The organism is Plantactinospora sp. B5E13, from assembly GCF_039871775.1.
GTDB lineage: Bacteria > Actinomycetota > Actinomycetes > Mycobacteriales > Micromonosporaceae > Plantactinospora.
In genome coordinates, this window is record NZ_JBDPLT010000003.1 from 208,130 (window position 1) to 223,701 (window position 15,572).

The 15,572-nt window shown below is 72.3% G+C and carries 18 protein-coding genes and 1 pseudogene; 6 read left to right on the top strand and 13 right to left on the bottom strand.

Translation table 11 applies throughout. The features are described 5' to 3' along the window. Nucleotides 1-44: 44 nt before the first annotated feature. Nucleotides 45-878, top strand: coding sequence for a M23 family metallopeptidase (locus ABGB05_RS04655; protein WP_347651877.1), 834 nt, complete (start codon nucleotides 45-47; stop codon nucleotides 876-878). A 359-nt stretch (nucleotides 879-1,237) separates the two neighbouring features. On the opposite strand, the gene ABGB05_RS04660 is transcribed toward ABGB05_RS04655, so the two are convergent. Further along, nucleotides 1,238-1,513 carry a hypothetical protein gene (locus ABGB05_RS04660; RefSeq protein WP_347651980.1) on the bottom strand — a complete coding sequence of 92 codons (276 nt, stop codon included), beginning with the start codon at nucleotides 1,511-1,513 and terminating at the stop codon, nucleotides 1,238-1,240. 40 nt (nucleotides 1,514-1,553) lie between these two features. Between ABGB05_RS04660 and ABGB05_RS04665 the strand changes: the two genes are divergently transcribed. After that, nucleotides 1,554-2,402 (top strand): hypothetical protein, encoded by an 849-nt coding sequence (locus tag ABGB05_RS04665; protein WP_347651981.1) that lies wholly within the window; start codon nucleotides 1,554-1,556, stop codon nucleotides 2,400-2,402. A 114-nt stretch (nucleotides 2,403-2,516) separates the two neighbouring features. Here ABGB05_RS04665 and ABGB05_RS04670 read toward each other — a convergent pair whose 3' ends face one another. Both ABGB05_RS04670 and mshA read right to left on the bottom strand, forming a co-directional pair. Further along, the gene (locus tag ABGB05_RS04670) at nucleotides 2,517-3,041 is read right to left on the bottom strand and encodes a YbjN domain-containing protein (RefSeq protein WP_347651878.1); all 525 of its coding nucleotides are present in this window, start codon (nucleotides 3,039-3,041) and stop codon (nucleotides 2,517-2,519) included. Between the two features lie 82 nt (nucleotides 3,042-3,123). Beyond that, the gene (mshA, locus tag ABGB05_RS04675; protein WP_347651879.1) at nucleotides 3,124-4,497 is read right to left on the bottom strand and encodes a D-inositol-3-phosphate glycosyltransferase; all 1,374 of its coding nucleotides are present in this window, start codon (nucleotides 4,495-4,497) and stop codon (nucleotides 3,124-3,126) included. 297 nt (nucleotides 4,498-4,794) lie between these two features. On the opposite strand from mshA, the gene ABGB05_RS04680 reads away from it, so the two are divergent. Next, entirely contained in the window at nucleotides 4,795-5,574 is a 780-nt protein-coding gene (locus tag ABGB05_RS04680) for an SDR family oxidoreductase (RefSeq protein WP_347651880.1), read from the top strand. 153 nt (nucleotides 5,575-5,727) lie between these two features. After that, entirely contained in the window at nucleotides 5,728-6,504 is a 777-nt protein-coding gene (locus ABGB05_RS04685; protein WP_347651974.1) for a class I SAM-dependent methyltransferase, read from the top strand. A 76-nt stretch (nucleotides 6,505-6,580) separates the two neighbouring features. On the opposite strand, the gene ABGB05_RS04690 is transcribed toward ABGB05_RS04685, so the two are convergent. After that, nucleotides 6,581-6,769, bottom strand: coding sequence for a hypothetical protein (locus ABGB05_RS04690; RefSeq protein WP_347651881.1), 189 nt, complete (start codon nucleotides 6,767-6,769; stop codon nucleotides 6,581-6,583). A 62-nt stretch (nucleotides 6,770-6,831) separates the two neighbouring features. After that, nucleotides 6,832-7,887: a UDP-N-acetylmuramate dehydrogenase gene (locus ABGB05_RS04695; RefSeq protein ID WP_347651975.1), complete on the bottom strand. Its 1,056-nt coding sequence runs from the start codon at nucleotides 7,885-7,887 to the stop codon at nucleotides 6,832-6,834. A gap of 97 nt (nucleotides 7,888-7,984) precedes the next feature. Between ABGB05_RS04695 and ABGB05_RS04700 the strand changes: the two genes are divergently transcribed. Next, on the top strand, nucleotides 7,985-8,746 hold the full coding sequence (locus ABGB05_RS04700) for a maleylpyruvate isomerase family mycothiol-dependent enzyme (RefSeq protein WP_347651882.1): 762 nt from the start codon (nucleotides 7,985-7,987) through the stop codon (nucleotides 8,744-8,746). A gap of 107 nt (nucleotides 8,747-8,853) precedes the next feature. Here ABGB05_RS04700 and ABGB05_RS04705 read toward each other — a convergent pair. Further along, a pseudogene (locus tag ABGB05_RS04705) lies at nucleotides 8,854-9,063 on the bottom strand (macro domain-containing protein); the annotation flags it as partial. A gap of 16 nt (nucleotides 9,064-9,079) precedes the next feature. Next, complete coding sequence (locus tag ABGB05_RS04710; RefSeq protein WP_347651976.1) at nucleotides 9,080-9,907, bottom strand: EI24 domain-containing protein; 828 nt, start codon at nucleotides 9,905-9,907, stop codon at nucleotides 9,080-9,082. Nucleotides 9,908-10,091: 184 nt separating this feature from the next. Here ABGB05_RS04710 and ABGB05_RS04715 point away from each other — a divergent pair, with 184 nt between their 5' ends. Continuing rightward, nucleotides 10,092-11,069, top strand: coding sequence for a YafY family protein (locus tag ABGB05_RS04715; protein WP_347651883.1), 978 nt, complete (start codon nucleotides 10,092-10,094; stop codon nucleotides 11,067-11,069). Between the two features lie 49 nt (nucleotides 11,070-11,118). Here the strand turns inward: ABGB05_RS04715 and ABGB05_RS04720 are convergent, their stop codons facing one another. The 6 genes from ABGB05_RS04720 to ABGB05_RS04745 form a co-directional block, all read right to left on the bottom strand. After that, nucleotides 11,119-12,042: an SDR family oxidoreductase gene (locus tag ABGB05_RS04720; RefSeq protein ID WP_347651884.1), complete on the bottom strand. Its 924-nt coding sequence runs from the start codon at nucleotides 12,040-12,042 to the stop codon at nucleotides 11,119-11,121. A 62-nt stretch (nucleotides 12,043-12,104) separates the two neighbouring features. After that, nucleotides 12,105-12,842 carry an alanyl-tRNA editing protein gene (locus ABGB05_RS04725; RefSeq protein ID WP_347651885.1) on the bottom strand — a complete coding sequence of 246 codons (738 nt, stop codon included), beginning with the start codon at nucleotides 12,840-12,842 and terminating at the stop codon, nucleotides 12,105-12,107. A 45-nt stretch (nucleotides 12,843-12,887) separates the two neighbouring features. Further along, nucleotides 12,888-13,775: an alpha/beta hydrolase gene (locus tag ABGB05_RS04730; RefSeq protein ID WP_347651886.1), complete on the bottom strand. Its 888-nt coding sequence runs from the start codon at nucleotides 13,773-13,775 to the stop codon at nucleotides 12,888-12,890. Then, the gene (locus ABGB05_RS04735) at nucleotides 13,772-14,086 is read right to left on the bottom strand and encodes a DUF2516 family protein (RefSeq protein WP_347651887.1); all 315 of its coding nucleotides are present in this window, start codon (nucleotides 14,084-14,086) and stop codon (nucleotides 13,772-13,774) included. Before ABGB05_RS04735 ends, ABGB05_RS04730 begins: the two co-directional genes overlap by 4 nt. A gap of 70 nt (nucleotides 14,087-14,156) precedes the next feature. Then, complete coding sequence (locus ABGB05_RS04740) at nucleotides 14,157-14,822, bottom strand: hypothetical protein (RefSeq protein ID WP_347651888.1); 666 nt, start codon at nucleotides 14,820-14,822, stop codon at nucleotides 14,157-14,159. A 2-nt stretch (nucleotides 14,823-14,824) separates the two neighbouring features. Continuing rightward, complete coding sequence (locus tag ABGB05_RS04745) at nucleotides 14,825-15,505, bottom strand: helix-turn-helix domain-containing protein (protein ID WP_347651889.1); 681 nt, start codon at nucleotides 15,503-15,505, stop codon at nucleotides 14,825-14,827. Nucleotides 15,506-15,572: the final 67 nt, after the last annotated feature.

The following is a 15,572-nucleotide window of genomic DNA, read 5'->3' on the forward strand; positions in this document are numbered from 1 at the left end:
CGACCCGCCGGCGTCGGCCCCCACCACCGGAAGGAGCTTTCACCGTGCCCAAGGTCCTGATGGTCCTACACCGGCTCTGCTGGCTGGCGTTCCTCGCGCTGCTGGCGGCGCAGTTCGTCGTCGACATCTCCTGGCTCTGGGGCTGGGTGCCGATCGGGCTCGCCATCATCCTGCGGTTCGTGACCGGTCGGCTGCTCACCCCGAGCGAGGCGGCCGGGCCGGCGCGACCGGTCGAGGTCCTCGCCCCGGTCGCCGGCCGCTGGTCGGCGTTGAACAGCCCGGCCGACAAGGTGCCCAGCCACGGCGTACGGGCCTACGGACAGGCGTACGCGATCGACGTGGTGGCGGAGCCGACCGAGGATTCCCGCCCCAGCTTCGGCTGGTGGCCGTTGATGCGCCGCAACCGCGACTTCCCGGCCTTCGACTCCCCGCTGTACGCCGTCGCCACCGTGGTCCGTGCGGTCGACCGCAACCGGGACCATCTCAGCCGCAACTCCTGGCCGGCACTGCTCTATCTGATCGTCGAGGCGTCCCTGCGGGACCTGGTCGGCCCGGGACAGGTCCTCGGCAACCATCTGGTCCTCGACCTCGGCGACGGCGTCTTCGCCGCGTACGCCCACCTACGGCGTGGATCACTGCTGGTCCGGGCCGGCGACCGGGTGGTGGCCGGACAGCCGGTGGCGCGCTGCGGCAACTCCGGGAACTCGACGGAGCCGCACGTGCACTTCCAACTGATGGACGCACCGGACCTGGACGTGGCCCGGGGAATTCCGTTCACCTGGCGGGAGATCGGTGTGCCCCGGAACACCGAGACCTTCACCGCCGGAACGCCGAAGCCGACCAAAATACTGAGGCCGACCCGGGTGTCGGGCAGCTGAACGGGACGGGGAAAACGAAAGGGGATTTTCAGATGGACCGGCGGCGGCGGGCGACGCTCACCCCCGTAAACGCCGCCCGCACACACCGCCGGTTACAGGTGGCGGCGCCGTCCCCCAACGGCCTCGTGCGCCACCCGTCCCCCAGCGTCGCCGCCCGGTGCACGAATCTGATCGATCCGCCGTTCCCCCGAACGATTCCGAGCGCGACGCGCGTAATAACGTTAGTTGTCGCCGGATCTGCCACACAACCCAGGACCGCTGTCTCGCCGGTCACATCGGGTGCAAGCAGCGTTTTTCCGACGTCGTAGGGGGCAACACCGAGCCTCGTGCCAGCATTCCCGGTCCTGTCCCCCACACACTCATCCGTCCTCGCGATCCGGTGATTCGGTACGGAAGAAGTTGCTCTGCCGACCATCGGACAACTGTTCCTGGTAGATGAAATTCAGGCGCCGAAGGTCAAACGTCTGGAACCACTCGTCCCAACTCACCGGCTTCAGTCCACCGCCTTCCCGCCATCCCGGGAAGTCAAACGTCAGCACGCCGATCCGACCCTCGCGTTCGGTGCCCTCGATGGTCGCCGGCCGTGCGTTCCGGGCCTCCGCCCAGCGTTGGATGACATCGTGTTCGCGGGTCACCAGGCTCCGTCCGGGCCGTTCCGGCTGATCCTGGGACGAGGTGATCGGCTGGGCGTACTTCAGGCTCTTCGACTGCCCCCCACCGGCCGCCCCGGTCCGCTTCGCGGTCGCCGCCGTACCCTTCTGGGCGCCCGCCGCCGACGTGCTCTTCCGCGCGCCGGTCGTCTTCCGGCCCGGCGCGGTGCCCGCCCCGGCGGCCTTCCGGACCGACGCGGTGGTCGTCTTCCGGGCGACGGCCGTGCTCTTCCGGGCGGCGGCCGTCGTCTTCCGGGCCGGCGCCTTCGTTGCCGTCGCTGACGCCTTCTTCGCCGGCGCCTTCTTCGCGGTCGCCTTCTTCGCGGTCGCCTTCTTCGCCGGAGCCCGCTTGGTGGTCGCCTTCTTCGCCGGCGCCTTCTTCGCCGTCGCCTTCTTCGCCGGAGCCCGCTTGGTGGTCGCCTTCTTCGCCGGCGCCTTCTTCGCCGTCGCCCGCTTCGCCGGCGCCGACACGGTCTTCCGGGCCCCCGTCCGCGTACTCGCCGCGGAGACCGCCTTACGGCCGGTCGTCCGCTTGCTCGCCGCGGAGACCGCCTTCTTCGTGGTCGCCTTCTTCGCCGGTGCCTTCTTGGCGGTCGTCTTCTTCGCCGGGGCCTTCTTGGCCGGCGCCTTCTTCGCGGTCGTCTTCCTGGCGGCGGTGCCACCCCGACCCTCCGCCCGCAACGTACGGACCAGGCTCTTCACCAGGTCCATCTTCCGCAGCGCGGAGATACCCGAGACACCCCGTTTCCGGAGCTGCCCCCGGATGTCCTCGACCTTCATCATGCTGATCTTGTTTTCGCTGATGTCGGCCGTGCTGCTGGTCCGGCGCTTCGACGCGGTCGCGGTCGCGCCGCGACCGGAACTGTTCCGCTGAGCCATGATCGCTCACGCTCCCTCTGACAGTCTGACCTCGGCAGGCGGCGCGGTCGTCGCTGTACCGCCGCAGAGCACCGGCACAGGCCGCCGATGCACCGCCGGGGCATACCCGTCAGGGGCGGTCCAAATCCGAGTTTTCCGGAGAGGATCGCTCGAAGAGGTGCGCGAAGGCCTGGAGGTTCGCCAACGACTCACCGCGCTTGACCCGCCACTCCCACTCCCGGCGGATCGCCGTACCGAACCCGATCTCCAACATGGTGTCGAACGACTCGTCGGCGTAGTTGAGCACCGCCCCGAACAGCCGGTCCAACTCCTCCTCGGTCACCCCGGCCAGGCCCAGCCGGCCGGTGAGATAGACGTCGCCGACCGCGTCGACCGAGAACGCGACCCCGTACATCCGGGCGTTGCGCTGGAGCAGCCAGGTCCAGAGTTCCTCGCGCCGCTCGTCGGGCTGGCGCATCACGAACGCCTCGATCCGCAGCGCGTAGTCGCCGACGATCAGGTTGCAGATCGTCTTGAGCTTGTGCCTGCCGGGCAGCGTGACCGCGTACGAGAACTCGCCCGTCGACTCGCAGTCCAACTCCCGGTCGGCACAGACCGCCTCGATCAGTCGCCCGATCTCCGCCCGTGACCTCATCGCACGCCCCTTCCGTCCGTTCCGGACCGGCGGACGGCCCGTACCCCGGCGGCGGCGTCCCGGCAGGCAGGCCGCCAGCGTCTCAGCAGGCCGCCAGCGGAGCGACCTGGGCACCGTCGGCCAACTCGGAGGCGAGCTGGGCTCGGTGCTCCGCCACCGCCCCACGGTAGACGGCGAGCAGCCCGGTCGCGGTACGCGCCCAGGAGAACGCCCGGGCGTGCAGCACCGCACCGTGCGCCAGTTCGGTACGCCGCCGCGGCGCCGCCAGCAACCCGGCGAGGACCCGGGCCCAGTCGGCCGGATCGTGGCCGTCGACAAGTACTCCGCTCACCCCGTCCCGGACGGCGGTGACCAGCCCGCCGACCGCGGCCGCCACGACCGGCGTACCGCAGGCCTGCGCCTCCAGGGCGACCAGGCCGAACGATTCGTTGTGTGACGGCACCGCGACCAGGTCGGCGGCCTGGTAGAGGGCCGGCAGGGCGTCACCGGTCTGCGGCGGCAGGAACCGTACCGCGTCGGCGATGCCGAGCCGGGCGGCCAGCTCGATCAGGGCGGTCGGCCGGTCCAACCCGCTGCCGCTCGGACCGCCGGCGATGACCACGGTGGCCGTGGCGGCGATCCGGGGGTCCCGGGCCCGCAGTTCGGCGAACGCGTGCAGCAGGACGTCCGGCGCCTTCAACGGCTGGATCCGCCCGACGAAGGCGATGATCGCGCCCTGCTCGGGCAGGCCCAGCCGCCGCCGGGCGGCGATCCGGGCCTCGCCGGCCAGACCCGAGTCGGGCGGCCGGAAGCGGTCCAGGTCGACACCGGGCTCCACCACCTCGACCCGGGCCGGGTCCGCGTCGTAGCGGGCGATCAGGTCGCGGGCCTCGACGGCGGTGTTCGCCACCAGCCGGTCCGCCTCGGCGACCACCTGCTCCTCGCCGATCACCCGGGCCTTCGGCTCGGGCCGGTCCCCGTCGGCCAGCCGGGCGTTCTTGACCTTGGCCAGGGTGTGCGCGGTGTGCACCAGCGGTACGCCCCAACGTTCCTTGGCCAGCCAGCCCACCTGACCGGAGAGCCAGTAGTGCGAGTGCACCAGGTCGAAGTAGCCCGGTGGCCGGGCCGCCTCGACCCGCAGCACGCCGGTGGTGAAGGCACAGAGCTGGCTCGGCAGCTCCTCCTTGGCCAGGCCTTCGAAGGGGCCGGAGATGACGTGTCGGACGTGCACCCCGGGCGCCATCTCGACCAGGGGTGGCAGGTCGCTGGAGGTGGCCCGGGTGAAGATCTCGACCTCGACGCCGGCCTCGGCCAGTCGCCGGGAGACCTCGACGATGTAGACGTTCATGCCACCGGCGTCACCGGTGCCGGGTTGGTGCAGCGGTGAGGTGTGCACGGAGAAGGTGGCGATTCGACGCGGGGTCGGCCACGGTTGGGTACCTCGCTGCCGGGCCACGCCGGTGTGCGCTTCCGCCACGTCCGCTCCTTCTGTCACGGTGTTACGCCGTCCCGCACGACCGGGGCACCTCAACAAGAACCACCCGACCGGGTGACATCTTCCCCATCCGATGACCCGCAATCCTCCGGACGTCCCGGATAGGTGACCGACCTCATTCGACCGCGACGGGTGGATCTCCTTAGATGCCCGACCGGCCCGCGGCGGCGTCGCCGCCCGCACCGCGATTCCCGCCGGATGCCCTTCCTGCGGATCCGCCCGACGGTCTGCCCCGGGCCGGGCGGCGACGGCGGCGACGGTCTGGGACAGAATGAGCCGATGACCTCTGTCGCGATCGTCACCGGTGCGTCCAGCGGAATCGGTGCGGCCACCGCCCGCCGGCTGGCCGCCGAGGGCTTCCACGTGCTCGCCGCCGCCCGCCGCGCCGACCGGCTCGACGCGTTGGTGAAGGAGATCGAGGCCGCCGGCGGGCAGGCCACCGCGCAGGTCTGTGACGTCACGTCCGACGGATCGGTGGCGGCGTTGGCCGCCGTCGCGGGCGAACTGCCCGGACCGGTCACCCTGCTGGTCAACAACGCCGGCGGTGCCCGCGGCCTGGACCCGGTCGAGTTGGGCTCGATCGCCGACTGGCAGTGGATGTACGACGTCAACGTGCTCGGCACGCTGCGGGTCACCCAGGCCCTGCTGCCACTGCTGGAGTCCTCCGGCGCCGGGACGGTCGTGGTGCTCAGTTCGACCGCCGGGCTGATCGTGTACGAGGGCGGCGGCGGCTACACCGCCGCCAAGCACGCCCAGACCGCGCTCGCCGAGACGCTGCGCCTCGAACTCTGCGGACGACCGGTCCGGGTGATCGAGATCGACCCGGGCATGGTGAAGACCGAGGAGTTCGGGCTGGTCCGGTTCGGTGGCGACGCCCAGCGGGCCGCCGCGGTCTACGCCGGGGTGGCCGAGCCGCTGGTCGCCGAGGACGTCGCGGACTGCGTCGCCTGGTGCGCCACCCGCCCCCACCACGTCAACGTGGACCGGCTGGTGGTCCGTCCGCTGGCCCAGGCCGCCCAGCACAAGGTGCACCGGGTCACGCCCGACGCCGGCAGGTGAGGCGTCGTGTCGCCGTCCCGGCCCGCCGGGGACCCGGCGACCGGACCGGCCGCGTCCCGCCCGGTCGGCGGTGCCGGCAGTCCCCGGCCGGTCGGCGGTACCGGCAGTCCCCGGCCGGTCGGCGGTACCGGCAGCTCCCGCCCGGTCGGCACGGTGACCCGGGGGACCACCAACCCGAACCGGTTGCGCCGGGTCGACAACTGGATCGCGGCGACCTGCGGCGACCTGCTCCGGGACGCGGCGGACCCGCTCGTCGTCGACCTCGGCTACGGGGCCAGCCCGGTCACCGTGGTCGAACTGCGCAACCGGCTCGCCACCGCGGTCCGGCCGGACGTCCGGGTGGTCGGACTGGAGATCGATCCGGTACGGGTGGCCGCCGCCGAACCCGCCGCCGACCCGCCGGGACTGACCTTCGGCCGGGGCGGCTTCGAGTTGGCCGGGCTGCGCCCGGTCCTGGTCCGGGCGTTCAACGTGCTGCGCCAGTACGCCGAACCGGAGGTCGTACCGGCCTGGCAGATCATGACCGGGGCGTTGCGACCCGGCGGGGTGCTGGTCGAGGGGACCTGCGACGAACTCGGTCGGATCGGCGGTTGGCTGCTCGTCGACGCGTCCGGGCCGCGCTCGTTGACGCTGGCCGCCCGGCTCGCCACCCTGGACAGCCCGGCCGTGCTCGCCGAACGGCTACCGAAGGCGTTGATCCACCACAACGTGCCCGGCACCCGGGTGTACGCGCTGATCCAGGCCCTCGAGGACGGGTGGCGGGCCGCTGCCCCGTACGCCACCTTCGGCCCCCGGCAACGGTGGCGGCGTACCATCGAGGCGACCCGCGCGGCCGGCTGGCCGGTGCTGGACCGACCCGCCCGGTGGCGGCTCGGCGAGGTCAGCGTCCCCTGGTCGGCGGTGGCCCCACCCGGTACGTCGTGGCCCTGACCGGCGCTCCGGCCCCCTGTCGACAGGTCAGCCCGGCACGTCGCGTCGTCGGGTCACCTCCCGCAGCGTGGTCGGGTCACACCGGAGCCGGCCGGGCGGGGGCGGTACCGACGGTCAGCCGGGCCCGGCGCACGGACAGATTGACCGCCAGTCCGCCGACGAGCAGCACGGGCGCCTCCAGCGGGCCACTGCGGCGCGGCGCGATGTCGAACCGCTCGCGGGCGTCCGCCCCGAGGACCGCCGGATCTCCGAGTCGGTCCAGCATCGCCCAGCGAGGAACCCTGGCCGGCGTCGATCCCTTGTCGACAACCCGGCAGGTGGAAAGCGTCAGAGGGCGCAGTTGACCAGGACCGGCTCCGGGTGCAGGGTGGCACCGAACCGGGCGTGCACCCCGTCGCGGATCTCCCGGGCCAGCGCCAGCAACGCCGCCGTCGACCCGTCACCCGGGTTGGTCAGGGCCAGGGTGTGCTTCGACGAGATCGCCACCCCGTCGGCTCCCCGGTAACCCTTCGGGAAGCCGGCCTTGTCGATCAGCCAGGCGGCGCTGACCTTCACCGTGTCGCCGCTGCCCGGCCAGGACGGCGGCTCGCCGAGGTCGGCGGCCCGGTCCCGCAGCGCCAGGTAGGCGGCCGAGTCGAGCACCGGGTTGGTGAAGAAGGAGCCGACCGAACGGGTGTCCGGGTCGGCCGGGTCGAGCACCATGCCCTTGCCGGCCCGCAGTGCGCGTACCGTCGCCCGGGCGTCGGCCAGCGGCACCCGGTCGCCGATCTCGGCTCCGAGCGCCCGGGCGAGTTCGGCGTACCGGACCGGGGCGGAGAGCGGCGAGCGGAGCAGCCGGAAGTCGACACTCAGCACGGTCCACCGGTCGTTGTGCTTGAAGACGCTGGCCCGGTACCCGAACCGGCACTCCTCCGGCGTCATCCGGACCACCTCCCCGGTGACCCGGTCGTACGCCTCGACTCCGGTCACCGTCTCGGCGACCTCCTGCCCGTACGCCCCGACGTTCTGGATCGGGGTGGCGCCGGCCGAGCCGGGGATGCCGGAGAGGCACTCCACCCCCGACCAGCCGGCCTCGACGGTGGCGGCGACCAGGTCGTCCCAGGGCTCGCCGGCCGCCACCCGGACCGTCACCGTCTCGTCGTCCGTGGCCACCACCTGGAAACCCCGGGTTCGGACCAGCAGCACGGTGCCGGGGAAGCCGTCGTCCGAGACCACCACGTTGCTGCCGCCGGCCAGCACCAGAATCGGCTCATGCCGCGATTCGGCGTCACGTAGACTCTGCACGATTTGCTCTGTTTGGGTGGCGGTGACCAGTTGTCGAGGCGCCCCGCCGAGCCGCAGAGTCGTATAACCGGCCAACCGTCCGGGGCCGGCGGAGTTCATGGCGCTTGTCAGTCGGGCATTAACGTCTGGCACACCATTCACCCTAGGCTGAGAGACAGCCCGGCCGGTGGCGGCCCGGTCTCACGGGAGGATCGTGATGAGCAGATTGCACGGCACGAAGGACTTCTGGCTCGGCGCGCTCCGCACCGAGGGGCCGACGTTCGAGGCCGCGATCACCGAAGCGTCGCCGGACCTGCGGGTGCCGTCCTGTCCCGACTGGACCGTCACCGATCTGATCCACCATCTCGGCTCGGTCTACCAGTGGGTTCGGGGTGTGGTCGGCCGGGGGAACACCGGGGTGCCGGACCGTCGTACCGTGCCCGAGGGGCTGCCGACCGGCCCGGCGGCGGTCGAATGGTGGCGGACCGAGTACGACCAGCTGATGGCCGTACTGGACCGGCTCGACCCGGAGGCTCCGGCATGGAACTGGGCGCCGCAGCCGAAGAAGGTCGGCTTCTGGCACCGCCGGATGGCCCACGAGACGGCGGTGCACCGCTGGGACGCCCAGATGGCGGTCGCGGCCGGCGAACCGCTGGAGGCCAAGCTCGCGGCGGACGGGATCAGCGAGGTGCTCGACACCTGGCTGCCGGCCGGCCGCCGCGCCTCCGAACAGGGCTGGCACGGCGTGGTGCAACTGGTCGCGGCCGACGCCGGCCAGGAGTGGTACCTGCGGCTGCGCGGCACCGGGGTCGCGCTGCTCGACACCGACACCATCCTCGACACCGACGACCACCACGCCCGGGCGCACCTCTCCGGTACGGCCAGCGACCTGCTGCTGGCGCTCTGGGGACGGGTCGGCTTCGACGCCCTCGACGTGGCCGGCGACGCCAGCCTGCTGGACGGCCTCCGGGTGCACTGACGCGGGGCAGCGACTCAGTCCGGCAGCCGTCCGTGTACCCGCAGGGCGGTCCGGTGGGTGGTGGCGTCGAAGAGCACCAGGCGGGCGGTGCCGACCGTGGCCGGACGGGCCGTGGTCGCCACCGCCTGACCGGTCGGCAGTCCCCGCCCGTACCGGGAGGCTCGCAGCGCCCGGCACTCGGCGAGGATCTCCGGACCGCCCCGCCGGTGGATCGCCCCGTCCACCCCGCCACCGCCGAGCAGTGACGAGTTCGCGGCGTTCACGATCGCGTCCACCCGCTCGCCGGTGATGTCGCCCTGGACCAGCTCGATCTCCATCAGACCCGACCGACCGTCATCGCCCGGGACCGACCGGCGCGGGGACCGGGCCGGAGGCCGGACTCTCGACCGGCTGCCCCAGGACACGCCGGGACAGCAGCGCGGCACCGGCCACCGCCGCCGGCATCAGCAGCACCGCGCCGAGCGGGATCAGGAAGCAGAGGAAAACCGCGACCCCGAAACCGAGCGCCAGCGGGCGGTGCGCCCGCAGCATCCGACGCCGGTCCCCCAACCGCATGCCCCGCCGGTAGAACGGCACACCGACCAGTTCCACGGCGAGGAACCAACCGCCGACCAACGCGGCGATCACCGGGACGACGAACTGCCCGACGACCGGGATGAAGCCGGCCAGAAATAGCGGAATGCCGACCAGCACCGACCGGAGGACCAGCCGCAGCGAGTCCGCCACACTCCGCCGCAACGACCGCCACCAGGAGACCTCGACCTCGTTCGGCACCCCGCCGTACCGGCCCTCCACCCGCTCCGAGATCGCCTCGTAGAACGGGTCGCCGATCACCAGGGTCACCGCGGTGAAGGTGAGCACTCCGAGCAGACCGCCGAGGCCGACCAGGGCGAGTCCGGCGACCAGCCGGAACCCGTCCTGCGTCCAGCCCGACCAGTCGTCGGCGAAGGGTGTGATCAGCTCGGCGAGATCGTCGGCGTAGTAGATCAGGGCGGCGAAGCCGGCGAGGTAGAGCGCGCCGGAGATCAGCCCGGGCACCATGCCGAGCAGGACCAGCCCGGGGTTGCGGACGTAGACGCCGAGGCCCCGGAAGAACAGGCCGACGCCGGCGCCGAACCCGGAGGCGAACGGGCGGACCCGGCCGGCCGCCGCCCGACCGATCGTGGGGGTGTGCACGACGGGAAGCGTAGTGGCCGCCGCGTCACCCGGCAGCCGGACAGGACTTTGCGGCGGGACGGCCCCTGCGGCAGGACGACAGGACGGCGCCGGCGCGCCGCCGAAGGGCGGCACGGCGTACCCGGAGCCGGGGTCGGACCGGGGCGGAGCCGGCGGGCAGGATGGGACGATGCGTGCCGCGCGGCTGATCTCCCTGGTCCTGCTCCTACAGAACCGGGAGTCGATGACCGCCGCCCAACTCGCCCACGAGCTGGAGGTCTCCGAACGGACCGTGCACCGGGACGTGCTGGCGCTGAACGCCGCCGGCATCCCGGTGTACGCCGACCGGGGTCGGGCCGGCGGATACCGACTGCTCGGCGGCTACCGGACCCGACTGACCGGCCTCAGCCGTGACGAGGCCGACGCGCTCTTCCTCTCCGGACTGCCCGGACCCGTCGGCGACATGGGACTGACCGAGGTGGTGGCGACCGCCCGGCTGAAGGTGCTGGCCGCGCTGCCCAGCGGACTACGTGACGCGTCGAACCGGGTGGAACAGCGTTTCCATCTCGACGTGCCGGGCTGGTTCCGGGAGGCGGATCCACCGCCCTGGCTCGCCGAACTCGCCGGTGCGGTGTGGCGGGATCGGACCGTCGAACTGCGCTACCAGCGCCGGGACCGGGTGGAGGTGACCCGGACCGCCGAGCCGTACGGGCTCGTCCTCAAGGGCGGGGCGTGGTATCTCGTCGCCCGGGTCGACAGCGGACACCGTACCTACCGGGTCGACCGGATCGTAGGCGTCAGCGTCGGCGGTGACGGAGCCGACTTCGACCGCGACGAGTCCTTCGACCTGGTCGGTTACTGGGCCGGGCAGGCCGAACGGTTCGTCCGGCACCTGCTGGCCGACGAGATCACCGTACGACTCAGCCCGGCCGGGCTGCACGCCCTCCGGTACGTCGCCGAGTCCCCCGCGGTACGGGAGGCGACCGCCAACGCCGGGGAGCCGGACGACGACGGTTGGGTGGTGACCCGGCTGCCCGTCGAGTCGGTCGACGTGGCGTACGGCCAACTGCTCAGCCTCGGCCCGGAGGCGGAGGTGCTGGCCCCGCCGGAACTGCGGGCCCGGCTCGCCGACGCCGCCCGCCGCCTCACCCGGCTCTACCGGGGGTGAGGAAGGGCCCTCCCCGTCGTTTGCGGTACCGGAAGGGCCCCTCCACCGCTCAGCGGTAGCCGGTGGCGTCGGCGGGCTTGCCCTGGCTCTCCACCTCTGCCATGTACCGCCAGGCGTCCGGGCGGCTGCCGTCGAGGTCGGTGAAGCCGTACACCTGGGCGAGTTGACCGCTGGAGAGCGACTGGCCGGACCAGCGGGCCCGGTCCGGATCGGCGGCCAGCGCGGCGACGGCCCGGCCGACGTACGCCGGGCTCTCCGAGATGACGAAGTGCGGCTCCTTCTCAGTCGCGTCCCGCCAGTTCTCCTCGGTGACGCCGAACTCGTCGAGCATCAACTCGGAACGCAGCCAGCCCGGGGTGAGCGCGACCGCCGTACCGCCGTGTTCGCGCAGTTCGTGTGACCAGATGTAAGCCAGCCGGTTCACCGCCGTCTTGGCCAGGTCGTAGAAGGCGGAGAGCCGGTAGTTGGTCTCGTTGTACTCCCGGGTGCCGTCGCCGACCTCCACCACCAGGCCGCCCGGGTTGCGGATCAGCAGCGGCAGCGCGTAGTGGCTGGTGATGAGGTGTGTGTCGATCGCCAGCCGGAGGGTGCGGAAGCCGTCGTCCAGGGACTGCTCCCAGATCGGCTTGTTCCAGCCGATCAGGTGGTCGGCGCCCCAGATGTCGTTCACCAGTACGTCGAGCCGGCCCTGCTCGCGGTCGATCCGTTCGACAAGCGCGTGGACCTGGTCACGCTCCAGGTGGTCGACCGGTACGGCGATCCCGACACCGCCGGCTTCGGTGACCAGTTCGGCGGTCTCCTCGATCGTCTCCGGCCGGCCCACCTCGGAACGTTTCTCCCGGGTGCTCCGGCCGGTGGCGTACACGGTGGCGCCGGCCGCGCCGAGTTGCACCGCGATCTGCCGGCCGGCGCCCCGGGTCGCCCCGGCGACCAGCGCCACCCTGCCCTTCAGGTCCTGTGTCGTCTCACTCATGGCACCGAGGTAACCAGCAAATCCCGACAACCGGTGTCCGGATTTCCGGCGGGGTCGCCGGATCAGGGGACGAGCCGGACCCGGACCCGTCGGTTGGCCCGGCCCTTGCTCTCCACCTTGACCACCTGGACCTTGCCGATCTGCGCGGTCGAGGCGACGTGCGTACCGCCGTCGGCCTGGACGTCGAGCCCGACGATGTCGACGATCCGGATCTCCTGCTCGTCCGCCGGGATCAGGTTCGACTGGGTACGGATGATGTCCGGCAGGGCCAGCGCCTCGTCCCGGGGCAGCACCCGGACCGCCACCGACCGGTCGGCGGCGACCTCGCTGTTGACCAGTTCCTCCAGCCGGGCCTTGAAGTCGGTCGGCACCTCGGGCAGGTTGAAGTCCATCCGGGCCTCGCCGGGTTCCATGTTGCCGCCGGTGACCAGCGCCCCGAAGTCGCGGAACACCACACCGCAGAGCACGTGCAGCCCGGAGTGGGTCCGCATCAGCAGGCTCCGCCGCTCGTCCTCCACCGCACCGGTGACCGCCGTGCCCACCGGCGGCACCGGATCCCCCTCGGCGGGAACCAGGTACAGCTCGTCACCCTTGCGGGTGCCGACGATCCGGGTCTGCACCCCCTGCCAGAGCAGTACCCCGTGGTCCGGCGGCTGGCCGCCGCCGCCCGGATAGAAGGCCGACCGGTCCAGCACGATCCCCTGCTCGGGGTCGACGTGCAGGACGGTGCACTCCCACTCCCGCAGGGTGGGGTCGACAAGGTCGAGACGGCTCGTACGGCCGTGCTGGTGAACACCCATGGGGCGCAGGCTACTCCGACCGTCCCGCCGATCCGGGGACGTCGGCTACGGGTTGAGGAATCCGGAGATCCGCTCCCGCAGGTCGGCGCGGTGCGACCAGAACAGCCCGGGTTTGTCGTACACGTGCAGGGTGGCCGCCGGCAGCGCGGCGGCGAGCTGTTCGGCGACCGCGACCGGGTGCAGGTCGTCGCCGGCACATCCGATCACCAGCGCCGGGGCCGTGACGGCGGCGAGGTCGGCCCGCTGCCGGACCGCGACCTGCTCGGGCAGGCCGGCCAGCCCGGCACCGAGCCCGTCCCGGGTCAGTTGGTCGACCCGCTGCCGCAGGTAGGCCCAGCCGACCGGGGTGTTGCGGACCGCCGGGGGCACCTCGGCGGAGACCGCCTCGGCGATCTCGGCGGCGTCGCCGGACCGGACCGCGGTGAGCAGTTCGGTGAGCCGCCGCCGGGCCGCGTCCGGTCGCGGTTCGTCGAGTACGGCGGGCAGCACGAACACCACCCGGCTGAACCGCTCCGGGCTCTCCCACAGCACCCGGCAGAGCGCACCCGCGCCGAGACTCACGCCGAGCGCCTGGGTCGCCCCGCCAAGGTCGGCTACGGCCCGCAGGTCACGGGCCAGGTCGGCGTAGCTCCACCGGCCCTCCGGCGCCTCGGAGCGGCCGTGTCCGCGGAACTGGAAGAAGATCCGGCGACCGGTGACCGCACTGCCCAGCGGTCGGGTGGTCGAGATGCCGGAGCCGAGGCCGTGCGCGAAGACGGTGACCGGGTCACCGGTGCCGGTGACCAGCCGCTCCAGCCGCACCCCGTGCGGGGTGGTGACGAGTTCGGTCTCCGGGTCGGGCAGGGCGGGCCGCCCGCTGCGCGGCGCGCTCGGCCCCGGGCCGTACGTCCGTGGTCCGCCGTCGGGCGGCGGTGGCCAGCGGAAATCCCTCACCAGAAGCCTTTGCCGTCGGTCAGGTCCCGCAGTCCGACCCGGACGTCGAGCAGGTAGATCAACGCCGCCGCGATCCCGACCAGGACGAACAGGCTGAACGCCCCGCGGGTCAGCAGGCTGAGGACCAGGCAGACGGCCAGGATGGCGATCCAGGCTCCCTTGGGGAGGGTGCCGATCGCGGGAAAGGCGTCCGAGCGCTGGGTGACGCAGTGCACCAGCGCGACACCCTGGATCACCAGGGCGAAGACGGTCAGCACCAGGTTGATGACGAAGATGACGTCGACGTAGAAGAGCGGCGCGGCGTGGGCCATGGCGTGAAGCTTATGCCGGGGACCCCGGGTACGTGCCACTTGCCGCACGTACCCGGGGTGAACGACACGGTTACTTGTCGGTGGCCGGTCGGGTCCGCTTCACGGCGGCCGGGCGGGTCGACTTCGTCGCCGTACGCTTCCTCGGCGCCGCCTTGGGGGTGGCGGTGGCGTCGGTGCCGGCCGGCCCCTCGGTCGCGGCGGGCATCGCTGGGGCCTCGGCCGGGGCCTTGATCTGCTCGAGCACCTCGGTCGGGGTGCTGGAGACGGCGGCCGGCGTCGTCGGGGCCTCGGTCACCGCCATGTCGGCGTTGACCGTGTCGGCGGCCTGGACCACGCCGGTGCCGACAACCCGCTCGCCGCGGGCGACGAGTTCGCCGTAGACGGCGACGGCGCGCTCCTGCGCGGCCTGGGCACCGGCGACCACGACCGCCGCGTTGCGCAGCGTCACCGCCCGCAGCTGGTCGAGGTCGAACTCCCGGTTGGTCGCCCGCTGCCGCAGTTCGGCGGTGGTGGTGACGGCCTTCTCCCGCAGCTCCGCGGTGGTGGTGGCCGCCTTCTCGCGGAGCTCGGCGGTGGCGGTCGCGGCCTTGTCCCGCAGTTCGGTGCGGGTGGTCTCGTCGCTGAGGCTGGTCACCACGGCCGGCAGCCGGCGCAGCTGCTGGTAGGCGAGGTCACCGACGCCGGCGACGGCGTAGAGCGGGGCCGGGATGCGACTGGTACGGGGCAGGGTGGTCATGACTACTTCTCCTCGTCAGGGGCCGAGGCGACCGGCGGGGCCGGCGGCGCGGCCTTCTTGACCGCCTTCTTGGCGATCTTCTTCAGGGGTGCGGCGGTGGTGGTCGGCGAAGCGGACACGGCCTCCGTCCCGGTCTCCCGGACGTGCGGTGGGGCGGCCGGGTCGGAGGTGACCGGTGGGGCGGCGGCGCCCGTTTCGGTCACCGCCACGGACTCGAGTACGGCATCCGTGGGGGATTCCCGCTCAGCGCCGGTCGGAACGGCACCCGGCGGAACGGTTTCCGGCCGGGTGTCTTCCGGCCAGGCGTGTCCCGGCCGGGTGTCTTCCGGTTCGGCGTGCCGAAGGTTCTCCCGCCGGAATGTCTCGTAGATCTGACTCAACGACTGCTTCTGCGGCATGGTCAGGTCGGGGTCGGCCGCGATGGCGGCCAACACGCCCTGACCTTCCCGGTCGTCGAGCAGGCCGGCGCGCAGGTACATCGCCGGGGTGGAGACCCGCAGGGCGCTCGCCAGCTGCTGGAGCACCTCGGCGCTCGGCTTGCGCAGTCCCCGCTCGATCTGGCTCAGGTACGGGTTGCTGACCCCGGCCTGCTCGGCCAGTTGCCGCAACGAGATCTTCGCGTTCCGGCGCAGGTCGCGGATGAACCCACCGATGTCGCGGGGAAGGTCCTTCGGGTTGGACATGACATCGACGGTAACCACGCCCGCTTGCAACTGCAAGCAGAATGCTAGCGAAAGTTAGCAGCGTCTC

Excerpts from the sequence above, each read along its gene's own strand:
- ABGB05_RS04715 (WP_347651883.1), top strand. The coding sequence starts at position 10,092 with ATGCGTGCCGCGCGGCTGATCTCCCTGGTCCTGCTCCTACAGAACCGG.
- ABGB05_RS04735 (WP_347651887.1), bottom strand. The coding sequence starts at position 14,086 with ATGGCCCACGCCGCGCCGCTCTTCTACGTCGACGTCATCTTCGTCATC.
- ABGB05_RS04740 (WP_347651888.1), bottom strand. The coding sequence starts at position 14,822 with ATGACCACCCTGCCCCGTACCAGTCGCATCCCGGCCCCGCTCTACGCC.
- ABGB05_RS04720 (WP_347651884.1), bottom strand. The coding sequence starts at position 12,042 with ATGAGTGAGACGACACAGGACCTGAAGGGCAGGGTGGCGCTGGTCGCC.
- ABGB05_RS04680 (WP_347651880.1), top strand. The coding sequence starts at position 4,795 with ATGACCTCTGTCGCGATCGTCACCGGTGCGTCCAGCGGAATCGGTGCG.
- ABGB05_RS04725 (WP_347651885.1), bottom strand. The coding sequence starts at position 12,842 with ATGGGTGTTCACCAGCACGGCCGTACGAGCCGTCTCGACCTTGTCGAC.
- ABGB05_RS04695 (WP_347651975.1), bottom strand. The coding sequence starts at position 7,887 with ATGAACTCCGCCGGCCCCGGACGGTTGGCCGGTTATACGACTCTGCGG.
- ABGB05_RS04670 (WP_347651878.1), bottom strand. The coding sequence starts at position 3,041 with ATGAGGTCACGGGCGGAGATCGGGCGACTGATCGAGGCGGTCTGTGCC.
- ABGB05_RS04700 (WP_347651882.1), top strand. The coding sequence starts at position 7,985 with ATGAGCAGATTGCACGGCACGAAGGACTTCTGGCTCGGCGCGCTCCGC.
- ABGB05_RS04745 (WP_347651889.1), bottom strand. The coding sequence starts at position 15,505 with ATGTCCAACCCGAAGGACCTTCCCCGCGACATCGGTGGGTTCATCCGC.
- ABGB05_RS04690 (WP_347651881.1), bottom strand. The coding sequence starts at position 6,769 with ATGCTGGACCGACTCGGAGATCCGGCGGTCCTCGGGGCGGACGCCCGC.